Consider the following 11,801-nt stretch of genomic DNA (forward strand, 5'->3'; position numbering starts at 1 on the left):
CCGCCACCGGCCAAGTGGCCTGGTGTGCGATTGGCGAAGCGCCTGCCGTTCAAACGCCAACAGGGCTCGGAAGCGTAAGATGCGGTTGCGTTGGATCGGGACGACACGCTGACGACTGGGGAGATCCTCATACATTTTTTTGGGGGGAGCATGGGTCTGTATTTGCGAAAGAGCATTCGCGTTGGGCCGTTTAGATTCAATCTTTCCAACGGCGGTGTGGGTGTGTCCGTCGGTATCAAAGGCTTTCGCGTTGGCAGCGGACCACGCGGCAACTACGTGCACATGGGAGCAAATGGCATCTATTACAGAGCCACCATTCCCTCCACCACCCATTCCAATCCTGGACGAGCCGGTTCTAGTCCTCTGGGCGGGTCGGTCGATCCGGTAATACCCGCACACACACATGGCCCCATGGTGGATATTGAGTCTGCCGATTCCACACAGATTGTGGACTCGTCCTCCCGGTCGCTGCTCGATGAGATGAAGCAAAAGCAGGCCAAGCTCCGGGTCTGGCCATGGGTAGCCGCGGCTGCAGTGATTTGCTGGTGGACGGCGTGGCGAAGTGACTTGCCCACATGGAGCGTAGTGCTGATTGTGCTCTTGGGTTGCTCGCTGACAGCCGTCGCATCTTTCTGGGACACGCTGCGAAAGACGGTTGTGCTGATGTATGAGTTTGATCCTGCTATGGAAGCCGCCCTGACGCAGTTACATGCAGCTGCCGACTACCTCACTGGCGCGTCGGCAGCCTGGCACATCCCGTCTAGGGCGCAGGTGCACAACTCCAAATATCACGCCGGAGCCAATTCATTGGTCAAAAGAAGCCGGACCAAGATCCATCGTTCCTCGCCCCCCTTCGTTAAGACCAACGTCCAGACCGTCGCGGTGAACGTTGGGCGCCAAACCCTGCACTTCTTCCCTGACCGAGTGTTGATATACGACTCTTCGGGAGTCGGTGCTGTGGGATACAAAGAACTGCAGATCAGGACCGGAGCCACATCATTTGTCGAAGACGAGGCCGTCCCCGCTGACGCGACAGTGATCGGACACACTTGGCGATATGTAAACAAGAAAGGTGGACCAGATCGGCGCTTCAACAATAACAAGCAGATCCCTATTTGCAACTACGATCAGCTCAGCCTGAATAGCTCTTCCGGCCTCAATGAACTACTACACATATCAAGATCCGGCTCCGCCCCCTACTTTGCCGACGCAGTGCATGCACTTGCTCGAATTCTCCCAGTCGAACATTAAGATTCATGCCGGGCCACATTATGGAGAGCAGCATCCGAATCATGGCTCCAGATCTAAGCACGCTTCTTCGTGCCCAGCCCTTGGGGCTCGCTGAAAATTGATCAAGGCGTTCGGCTAGTTCCACCAATCTCAGGCGCCTTGATGGTGTTTCTGGCCCTCCCAGCACCTGCAAACGCGGCATCTCAGTGAAACCTAAGCGTCAAGCGATGGGCCGTGGCACGTCATACAAGGCTAGAAACTCTCAGACCTAGCCAGCGCATGCCCTCATCACGAGCAACAGAACCACGCCTAGAACGATTATCGGCAGGCAACCGCTATTGGATGAGGAGCGAGATGGAGGCGCGCCTGCGGGGGCAGGCTTATGCGGCGGCGGTTGTGATGGCGACTGCCTTTGCATGCCCGACAAAACATGCTGATTACGGCTCTGTGGAGGCATTGGAGCGGGCGCATTCGTGGGCGCACCTGGGCTTGACGTCTTGCCACCCATTCCTTTGAGGATGTCTGCGTTGCGCGTAGTCGTGGGTTGCACAACTCCACCAGCAGACTTACCGGCGACACCCAAGCGAAACCTGGCATCCTTCTCCGACAATGTCTGGATCTGCCCTGGTGCCGTGATGGTGATCGAGAGGTGGGTGTAGCTCACCGAGCGCACTCGGTTGCTGTAAGGGGGATCTACCAATCCAGTGACCGAAAGCCAGCGCCCCACCCACGATGCGTCAGGAACGTTGCGCCCAATCGCGTCAAGGCCATCGGACCAAATGGAAAGCTTGACCGCAAAGCCTCGCCAATCAGCGAAGTTGACAAAAACATAAGGCTTGCCATTTCTCGCTCGCCGCCGCGTCACTTCGTGGACTCGACCAACCATCTCCACTCGGTTACCGACCAACTGCAAGACCTGTGCATAGTTCTCGGCGTTCGCGACGATGTAGGGTCCCTGGTAGACCAGAACCTGACTTGGCGGCCGAATAGCAATCGGTCCAGAGGGGACACCCTTACCCTGCAGGAAGTCAGCCAACTGAGGAATTGCAGCGAAAGACGCAGTTGCGACCTTGGCCAAATTCTCAACATGCGCCTTGATGGCGGGGATTGCCACCGCTTCCTGGAACACTTTCGATTGGGCAGGGTCAAGAAAGTCATTGCGGCGGAACACCACCGCACTTGGCTCGGAACGTGAGGAGGCCCATATTTTCGGCGCGGCGATCAGAGCTTGAAGCGCTACGTCCAATGTTAGGAAAGAGAAACGGTCAAGCGTCGGGCCAAAGTGATCAGCCGAGCGTTGAGGGTGTTGGAAATTGATCTGCCCTAACTCAGTGGCTTGAGCGCCATTCAAGGACTCGACGAAAAGACCGTCATAGTCAATTAGCTGGACGGCCGCCCCACCCGCGCTGACCATCAGGTTCTCGGGCTGAATGTCGCCATGGGCAAGACCGTTCTTTTCCAGAAAGATGGCCAGCGCTGCCAGAGCGCTGCGGAGCTTCTCGAGGGATGCCTTGGTCCCATGTTCAGCCTCCAAGAACTCAGCCAACGTGCGCCCATTCGCCCACGCCATCTTGACGATGGGGTAAGTCTTGCCCTGAATCCGAATGCCGTTGGGGTTGAACTCAAACGGCAAAAAATATGGACTGTTGAGCTGCTTCAGCCGAGTCGAAATGGCCTCGTAACGTCTCTCTAACTCACGCGATTCCTTGTGAAAGCACCGTAGCGCATACTTCTGCGAGCCTGCGGTGACCGTGTAGGTGAGCGCGAAACCACCACAAAGCGCCAAAGGTAGCCCTAAGCCGGTCGTTTTTAGCGTGCCGCGCTTCAACTCGGGATCCAGCAGCACCAGCTGAGGTGACTGCAAAGCCTCGTTGTATTGTTCTAGAGAAGGATAGGCCACGGTCTTAGTCCAGCTTGGACCGGGATACAGACGCAACGATCAGCGTGGTGTCATCCCTCTTGAGGCGTCCCGCCGCTCGCTCGCTTTCGACGAGTTCCGTTAGCTCCTCAATGTCCCGGATGCCCCGCAACGCTTCAAGAGCAGAAGGATCCCCTCGCTCTTGATGCGTCAAGAGCCACGCACCCAAGGCGTCTGTCATACAAAGCAAGAATCGGTGACCTTTCGCTTCATACTTCCACCGCCGGACGGTTATGCCCTCTCCGTCAGCAGAGTTCAAAGCTAGGCGAGTAGCCAACAGCATGGGCTTCTCTTGGAACTGTTCCGCACGTTCGTAAGGTGTAGACGCGACCCATTCGTCGCCGTCTACCCAAACAGCCAAGCTGTCGCCGACAGCGGTGACCTGGACAGCGTTGTCTTCGGGCTCATCCTGAGCCAAAAGAATAGCCGCAAAGCTGCCGCGCTCATACGCTCCCGCCTTAGACCAGGAAAGAGTGCTGGGATCATGTAGCGCCTCGTAATCCTCCGCGCAGAGAGCCACCGCCTCCCAAGACAGATCCTCGTCGATCATGCGATCGACAAGGACCCTCGCCCAACTGCGGGCGTCGAAGGATTCCGAAGCCCCATCAGAAACTACCAACCGCCCCCTCTCAGGGGCTAAGCGATAGGCGTCCTCGTTGTCATCCGGTGACTCAAGATGCTTAGCCACCGTTCCTTCGAAAAGAACGGTCAGTGCCATAGTCAGCGCAACTGCGCGGCTCTGGTGCCGATATCGAAGAAGTCCACGATCTCAGCAATCTCACCGTTGAACACGAATCCCTTTGACTCCATCGTCGCCTTGATGCCCTTCTCTTCGGCCACCCGTTGAAGATGCGGCGGCAGCGCACTGGACATGCGGAACAGCAGCTTGGCGTAAGAATCACTCAAGCCTGCATCGGAGCTCGGGAACTTCACAGGATCGCCCCCGCTAGTGCTTACATGCAGATTGAACAGCAAGACATTGCCGTCGTTGGTGGCGATCTGCTGAAGCTGCTGGGCAAGCGACTCTGGATCACCATCCGTCGATTCACCGTCGGTGACGTGGAGCACGGTGGGCGGATAACTGTCCGGATGCGCATCGCACCAGGCTACCAGCTGCTCAGCCGCCGTGGTGACCGCGGTGCACATAGGGGTGCCACCCGACGCTTTGGCCTCAAACCAGACAGGAAACTTGATCGCCTGATCGACCAGACCACCGGCCCCGTCGTCTACACGTTTGGTGCGATCCTCTACACGCAAAGGATTGGCTTCGATCCTTGAGATGGGGTGCAGAACCGTCGAGGAAAGACCACCCGTTAGTCCGTTTTCAGCAGAACTTCCGGAGTATCCGAGCACGCCCACTTCGAAGTAGTCCCGCGTCCCCTCAGATTTGGTGCAGCGCGTGATGAGGGTTGCCAAGGTTCTATTGAGAACGTCCGCAACAAACTGCGCCTTCGACTTTCCGTTCTGCATCGTGTCCTGCATCGAGCCAGATTGATCGACCAGGAAGAGAAATGCTGTCGGACTGGTGCGACTGATCTCTGCTGTGTAGCTCATGTGACCCCCTCACTTGAAATGTTCTTGACTATCTTAGGCGCTTCTACCGCGCCGGGAAAAGACACGTCATGCTCTTTCGCTCCCAACTGAAGCGATTCCCCGTTTCGCTTCTACTCCCGCACTTGACTGCCCGCGTCAAATTCCCGGCGCCGATGACAAGACACATGGAAAACGATCCGCGATATCGAGAACCTCTCGCTGGAGATTGGGTATCCCCGTCAAGATAGCGGCCTGCATAGCAGTCACGACAGTGAGGCCATTGACGTTCTTCATTACGTTCGCCAGCAGCTCCAATGGATAGCCCTCGGCGTGACGTCGAATCGGATGGATACCCGCGTGCACATAGGAGTTGAGAGCACCCCAGCTGTGAGCCTTAAACTCAAAAAGGGGCTTGAACGCATTGGGCGGAGCCGTCGTGGCCAACTCCTCCATCATTTTCGCGGCCAAAGGTGTGTTCTTGGCGGCCTGCTCGGTTTGCAGTGTCAACTCAGCGCTGAGCTTTGCAATCGACTCGTCACTGGCGCTGTAGAGAACCCAGAGCGACCGCACGACCGACTCAAACTGGGAGCGGTGGACCACAAGCGCGGACGGCAGGAAGCCAGTATGCAGAAGCATGCGCGCAGAGTGAGAGTGTTCAAACGCTAGGGACGCCAAGACATCGCTTAAGGCAATACGAGCACTGTCGTCGTAGGTCTCGTAGGAGACGCAATCAATGAGCGCCACCGCAAGATCGTGGGATTGCTCCACGAAGTCATCCCAAATTTTGTCCTGATCATCCTGCACTCGCCACCTACAAGAACTTGTTCCGCCAAGCCGGTCAGGCGTCCCGATCGGATCCCAAGGCCCAGCCGGTGCGTCGCGCACCCTGGATTTGATCACCTACCACAGCGTCGCCTCAGACCCGCGAATTCGTGACCAACGTCACGCCGATCAAGTATCTCGGCGTCGTCGGGACTCTTGCAATTGTTATTTCCTGTAAATGCATTTACATGGCGCCGACTGACAGCCGGCGCCGCCTGAGGGGCTACAGCCAACCCCTCGCCGCCATGGAAATGGGCGTCACGGCACCGCCTACCACGAAGTGGTCCAGTAGGCGGATGTCGACCAGTGCTAAGGCTTGCTTCAAGCGAGCCGTCAGGGTCCGGTCTGCTGTAGAGGGCTCAGGATCTCCAGAAGGGTGCTGGTGGCCGAGGATCACGGCTGCCGCATTGAGGTCCAGGGCGCGTTTGACCACCACACGGGGATGGACTTCGCATCCATCAATGGTGCCGTGGAAGAGGTCTTCAATTGCCAAGATGCGGTGGCGCGTGTCGAGAAAGACCACCGTGAACACCTCGTTGGCGATGTGGGCCAAGCGCATCTTCAAGATGCGCCCTGCTGCTTCCGGGTCGGTCATGGCGTCGCCTCGTTGGAACCGGCGTTCGAGGATGGCCTCTGCAGCCCGGAGGATCTCCTCTTCCGTCGTGGTCGGGGTGAGGTGGTAGTGGCCCAGGATGTCTTGCGTGCAACCCATCTTGCTTCTCCCGTCGCGCCGGCGTGGCGCTCGTGGGATCCGATGGGCTGTGTCGATTGGGCAGCCGTGCACCGCAGGCCGCAACAGCGTGGAGGAGCCGCTAGGCTTGCAGGGATGACAGACGCAGCCACTGTGCCCCACTGCTAGCGCCCCGTGCGAAGGGAGGTGATGGACCGGCAGTGCGCATCCAGTCGCCCCCCTACTCTGATCCGTGGAAGGGTTATGGCTTACGAAAGGCCAGGCATACCGCAGCAGCTTCCGCCGCCTTCACCGTCCGAAGCAGGGTTTGCAAGCAAATTGACAAGAACAGGTTCTTGTTTCCATATATGCAGGGCAATGCACTTTAAGCCATCGCGCAAACACAATAGGGGCGCAGCTGCTCCCCCTTCGACAGCCCGAAGGACATCCCCGCACGTGACCGACGAACTGCCACCCTCGACCGTCCCTCAAAGCACTAACTTGGCTCTCATGAACTTTCCGGAGGACCAAGAGTTCATCCAGAAATTCAGCGACGAGATGACGGGCGCCATCGTCGCCTGTGGGCGCTTCCTTGACCTTGAACGCTTGGCGGGTGTCACGGTGGGATACGACTTCGACGCCGCCCTAGCATCCGTTGACTTGGGTTATGAATCAGCGATCGCCAGGCAATACACGAACAATAGCGATGTCGTTGCCGTAGCCAAAGCAATGAACGTGCGACGGGATGGCAAAGTGATGTCGCACGTGGTCTACAACGCGAACGTCATCGATGCATTAGTAGACCCGGCCCACGAGCATCATCTGGATGCGCTGCATATCATCGCTCACGAGTTCGGGCACGTGGCTGAGCTGAAGTGGCGCGATGAGGCCATGCCGGGCTTGCTGCTGACCAGACCGGAGGGGGAGTGGGTAGACGTCACCCTCTTACTGACCATCCTGACGGCTTGGGAGGAATATGCGGCCTGTCGGATGACGGGAATGATCGGCGACCGTGAAGCGTTGAAACATCGCTATGCCCAAGAGTTCGACCGGGCGGCGGGTTATTCGTTGGCGCGTGCCCAAGAGCAGATCAAACAGTATCGCACCCACGGAGACGTCGACCGACTCCTGGTCGAAGCTGGCGAGCCCATCGCCATGCCGCTCAAGATGGCCGGCTACCTGCTGGGGCACTTGGACGCCATTGAGGCAACGGACGCCTTAGAGGAGCTGTGCCCCGCCTACGCCAAGTCCCATTTAGTCACCTTGATCCCTGCGCTCAGAGCGGCACTGCGAACCGTTTGGGACGAGCGAGACGCTGGAAAGGGTTTGGCGATCTTTGATGCGCTGAAGGCGCTGATGATTCAGGCTTATGCTGCGGCGGGAATCGAGCTCACTCCTCTCAGTGAGGGCGAAGGCTACTACGCCAACGTGCCCTTCACTGCCGAGACCATGCCCAATGGGGAGGCCGATATGATCGTGGCCCGCCTCAGACAGCAGCTGGGGTTGGACTAATGTCCGAACCTCGGCTCAGCAAAACCGAGATCCATCACGCTGGACAGGGACCGACAAACTGCTCTTAGAAGCCACCACACAAGAGCAACAATCACGCACTAATCTGCATCAAGCGTGCCAGAGGCGTTAGGCGGCACGCTACTGAGTAGTGCGTCCTTCTTTAGCTGCCTTTCTTGTGCTGGTGAGGCTTGAGAGAGGGGGTGTTGCCGGGCGTCTCCTTGTTATCCCGGCGCCGCTGATCGGGCTTTCCCGTCGATTTTGCAATTGGCTTTGGACCAGGCTTGATGGCCATACGTGGACTCCTTAGTTCGAAGGTTTCAAAGGATTGACCTGCCGTGCCGCCTAACGTCTGCTTCGGGCCACGTAACAACAGCTGCATCGGCCCACAAAACCTTTCCTAGCATCCCCAAGCTGCCGCGCCGTTCCCGACTGGGTTGCCGCTCACTTGAGCTTGAAGCCCGCCCTCTTGAAGGCGTCTTTGAGCTGCTTCTCCACCGCGGCCTTGGCTTGGGTCTTGGCAGTCCGCGTCACGTCCCCATACTTTCCGGTAGCCCCGCACCTCGCACAGGAAATCGTGTCCGAGGGCCGTCGGGTGCTCGGAACATTGAACTTGTCGCTACCGCAGCGGCATTTGACGGAAATGGTGCCTGTGGCCATCGGACGCTCTCAAGATTAAGGGGCTATGCGAGAACCACGCTACCGACAACCCGTCGCAAATCCTGAGAACTACAGGTTCGACGACAGAGAAAGCGCGCCATTATTTACCTGCCGTACAGATCTTTCCTAACTTATCCAGGCTGCTTGTTAGCTTATAGCAGTTAAACAGTACGCCTGGCCCAGCTTCAAGCGAGGACTCTGTTGGCCCACCAGCGACGCGAAGCAAAGGCGCAAAGAAAAGCGAAGCGGGAGGAGATGAAACGACGACAACGCGTATCGGAACTAGTTTTTCTAGCCGGCGCCCACGCGTTGGACGATGAGGAAATTGTGGGCGCACTGTTAGAGCACACTGCTCGTAGGAACGACGAGAACATGCGTGAACTCATTTACGCAAAGGGCTCCGAGCGACTCAAACTCCACTGAAAACAAGCACCCCGCCCGCGGGATTTTCGGACCCATTTAGGCCGCCGTCTCGACAAGGGCAGCACACCACAAAGAAATGTGGTGCAATCAGCACTGGGGGCAGGCCGGCGTCATGGTGCGATGAGAACTTGACGGCTTTGACTCCAACACCATAAACCGGATACCAACGGGGGAAGGATGATGTCCAGGGATGCGGCAGTGTCGGCGATTGAGAGCGGGCTGTGCCTTGAGCTCCGCTACGATGGTTTCTCACGCTTGGTAGAGGTCCATGCCGTTGGAACGAGCAAAACCGGTGAGCTTTGCATGCGGGTCTACCAAGTGAGCGGCGGGTCTGTGAGCGGCGAAAGATCCGGCTGGAAGATGATGCTCATAGATAAGAGCTTCTCCGCGCATCTTTCTACGACCCGGTCTAAGGCACCAAGACCTGGCTATAGGAAAGGAGACCGGGACATGCTGGCAATCTATTGCGAGCTCTAGCTCGACCACTCACTAGCGCCAAGAATAAACAACCACATACGGACCGGGAGGCATTGCTCTATGCAACTACTGAGAGCACGCATCAAGAACTTCCGCTCTTTGCGTGATGTCTCCATTGACTTTGAAGCTCACACCGCACTGATTGGCGGCAATGGTGCGGGTAAGTCAAGCATCCTCAAGGCTCTTGAGAAGTTTTACTCGACCAGCAAAGTGCTCGACCAAGATGACCACTTCGGCCGCGACATCACTCTACCCGTAGAGATTGAGCTGACCTTCGGAGCGTTAAGTGTCGTGGAGCAAGAGACCTTTGAAAGCAGGGTTCGTGATGGAACCTTGACGGTATCGAGAGTTTTCGATGGAACGGCCTCCTCGGGTCGCTACTACGGATCGACTCTCCAAAATCCAGACTTCTCTGCCATACGTGCCATCGGTGGCGCGAATGAAAAGCGAGCTGCCTACAAAGCACTCAAAGAGGGGAACTCTGCTTACGCTGAGCTCCCCAGTGTGACGAGTGCTGGGCAAATTGAGGCATATCTTCAAGAGTGGGAACTAGCCCACCCTGATTCGCTGGCCCTACTGAGGGACGACGGCCAGTTTTTCGGATTCCAGAATGCGGGACGTGGAGCACTACAGCGCCATACAAGTTTTGTCTTCGTTCCAGCGGTTAGAGAAGCTTCACTTGATGCCGCCGATGGAAAATCCAGCGCCATCGGGCGACTGCTTGAGATTGTCGTTCGCAGCGCCATTCTACAGCGCAAGGATGTGCGGGATTTTCAAGAGGAAGTGACGGCTCGCTATCGCGCCCTGGTCGCGCCTGCAAACATGCCCGAACTCGGAGAACTCGCGAACCGTTTAACCGTCGACCTCAAGAGCCTGTATCGGGACGCTGCTGTGGGCCTAACTTGGCGAGATGTGGCGGATATCGCAGTGCCCCTGCCTGCCGCAGACGTTTCATTGAGTGACGAAGGTTTCGGTGGCCCTGTTGACCGCCAAGGTCACGGGCTACAGCGTGCATTTGTTTTCACGCTGTTACAGCATTTGGCGAAAACCAGTCATCAGCCTTCGGCGACCGAAGGAGAGACTACGGAGGAAGCAGCCCAAACGACCCCACCAGCGGCTCCAAGCCTCATCTTGGCCATTGAGGAGCCAGAGCTATACCAACATCCGACCAAACAGCGCCACTTAGCGAGCGTCCTAAGAGGCTTGAGCACCGGAAGCCTGCCAGGCGCAACTGGGCCAACCCAGATCATTTTTGGCTCACACTCACCGATGTTCGTTGCGATGGACCGAGCTGATGAGGTGAGACTTGCTCGACGATCAACGTCAGCAGATAGCAAGTTCAAACATGCGCGCCTCACGTCTTTGAGCCTTGCCAAGGTCGCTGCTCGCCTAGAGAGAGCGAACAACAAACCTCCAGGGACTTGGACAGCCGAAACTCTTACCCCAAGACTACACATCCTCGGACCAGAGCTTTCAGAAGGCTTCTTTGCTAACGGCGTCGTCTTGGTCGAGGGACGAAGCGACCGATCCGCGCTGCAAGCATGTGCGCGATTACTTGGCCTCGACTTTCACGCCGCCGGAATCGCGATCCTTCCTGCGGATGGAAAGACGAATCTTGATAGGCCCTACGCAATTTTTACCGAACTAGAAATCCCAACGTTCATGGTGTGGGATTGCGATCAGAACAAGAAAGAAGCAGCAGCAGCAAACCCCGCACTCCTCCATCTATCAGATGCACAGGCCGCTTATGACGACCCCCTGTCTACCCGTATAGCTACGAACTACGCATACTTCGAAGATACACTTGAGTCAACGCTAATTTCAGAGTTAGGGGATGAGGTGCACCAGCTCTGTTTGTCAGAGGCCTGCGAACCATTTGGTCTAACACCCAGCAGAGATACGCACAAAATTCCCGAGGTCATGCATCGCTTGCTGGTCTGCGCGAAAGAGAAGGGAAACAGCTCTTCAACTTTGGAAGCCCTTGTTAAAGCGATATGGCTACACCTAACACCCGACGATAACTAGCTGTGGATCAAACCAGCAGATGGGCTACCAATCATTTTAGATGGAGAGAAGGGTGGACAACCAGCAACATGCCCAGCATCTAGGCGGACTTATTGGCAACCTTCAGTCACTGGAGATTTCCATCCGTTTGACTTTGGCGCAGCGTCCCGGCTCGCCTGCCCAAGGCATGTATGGCGACGACTTCCGCAACGCTCCCGTCGGAACCTTGGTTCCTGTAAGCGACCTGAGTAGCTATGCCAGTCTTCGGGAGCTGATCAACGCTTTCAACGGCTCCTTCTCTCCCACGCCTCCGCTGGATTTGAGTCTGGTCACCTTGAGAGATGCCCTCGCCCACGGCCGAGTGTTCGCGGGGCCGAGTGAAGAAGAGTTCCGCATCGTGAAGTTCGAAAAGCCGGCGAAGGGGGCGACTGAGGTTGCTGTGGAATACAGCGCCGTCATGACCGAAGCCTGGTTCATCGATAACAAGGCAAAGGTGCGCGCCGCAATGGAAACGGTCGCCCGAGTCTGGCCGACACTTTGACCCATCTTAGCGAC

At 57.1% G+C, this 11,801-nt stretch carries 10 protein-coding genes; 5 read left to right on the forward strand and 5 right to left on the reverse strand.

The annotated features are described in order from the left end of the window. The first annotated feature begins 150 nt into the window (after positions 1-150). Positions 151-1,251 carry a DUF4236 domain-containing protein gene (locus FB548_RS10855; protein WP_142124797.1) on the forward strand — a complete coding sequence of 367 codons (1,101 nt, stop codon included), beginning with the start codon at positions 151-153 and terminating at the stop codon, positions 1,249-1,251. 247 nt (positions 1,252-1,498) lie between these two features. On the opposite strand, the gene FB548_RS10860 is transcribed toward FB548_RS10855, so the two are convergent. The 5 genes from FB548_RS10860 to FB548_RS10880 form a co-directional block, all read right to left on the reverse strand. After that, positions 1,499-3,130 carry a protein kinase family protein gene (locus tag FB548_RS10860; protein ID WP_255470504.1) on the reverse strand — a complete coding sequence of 544 codons (1,632 nt, stop codon included), beginning with the start codon at positions 3,128-3,130 and terminating at the stop codon, positions 1,499-1,501. A gap of 4 nt (positions 3,131-3,134) precedes the next feature. Beyond that, entirely contained in the window at positions 3,135-3,866 is a 732-nt protein-coding gene (locus FB548_RS10865; RefSeq protein ID WP_142124798.1) for a hypothetical protein, read from the reverse strand. A gap of 2 nt (positions 3,867-3,868) precedes the next feature. Beyond that, entirely contained in the window at positions 3,869-4,702 is an 834-nt protein-coding gene (locus FB548_RS10870) for a vWA domain-containing protein (RefSeq protein ID WP_142124799.1), read from the reverse strand. A gap of 135 nt (positions 4,703-4,837) precedes the next feature. Then, entirely contained in the window at positions 4,838-5,449 is a 612-nt protein-coding gene (locus FB548_RS10875) for a hypothetical protein (RefSeq protein WP_221625947.1), read from the reverse strand. A 277-nt stretch (positions 5,450-5,726) separates the two neighbouring features. Next, entirely contained in the window at positions 5,727-6,215 is a 489-nt protein-coding gene (locus FB548_RS10880) for a JAB domain-containing protein (RefSeq protein WP_142124801.1), read from the reverse strand. Between the two features lie 414 nt (positions 6,216-6,629). Here FB548_RS10880 and FB548_RS10885 point away from each other — a divergent pair, with 414 nt between their 5' ends. The 4 genes from FB548_RS10885 to FB548_RS10905 all read left to right on the forward strand — a co-directional run bounded on the left by FB548_RS10885 (position 6,630) and on the right by FB548_RS10905 (position 11,787). Then, positions 6,630-7,685: a hypothetical protein gene (locus FB548_RS10885; RefSeq protein WP_142124802.1), complete on the forward strand. Its 1,056-nt coding sequence runs from the start codon at positions 6,630-6,632 to the stop codon at positions 7,683-7,685. A gap of 831 nt (positions 7,686-8,516) precedes the next feature. Further along, positions 8,517-8,765, forward strand: coding sequence for a conjugal transfer protein TraD (gene traD / locus FB548_RS10890; protein WP_142125053.1), 249 nt, complete (start codon positions 8,517-8,519; stop codon positions 8,763-8,765). Between the two features lie 537 nt (positions 8,766-9,302). Next, a complete protein-coding gene (locus FB548_RS10900; RefSeq protein WP_142124804.1) occupies positions 9,303-11,267 on the forward strand; it encodes an AAA family ATPase in 1,965 nt (654 codons plus the stop codon). A 52-nt stretch (positions 11,268-11,319) separates the two neighbouring features. Beyond that, the gene (locus FB548_RS10905) at positions 11,320-11,787 is read left to right on the forward strand and encodes a hypothetical protein (RefSeq protein ID WP_142124805.1); all 468 of its coding nucleotides are present in this window, start codon (positions 11,320-11,322) and stop codon (positions 11,785-11,787) included. Positions 11,788-11,801: the final 14 nt, after the last annotated feature.

The organism is Pseudoxanthomonas sp. 3HH-4 (assembly GCF_006716465.1).
Lineage (GTDB): Bacteria > Pseudomonadota > Gammaproteobacteria > Xanthomonadales > Xanthomonadaceae > Pseudoxanthomonas_A.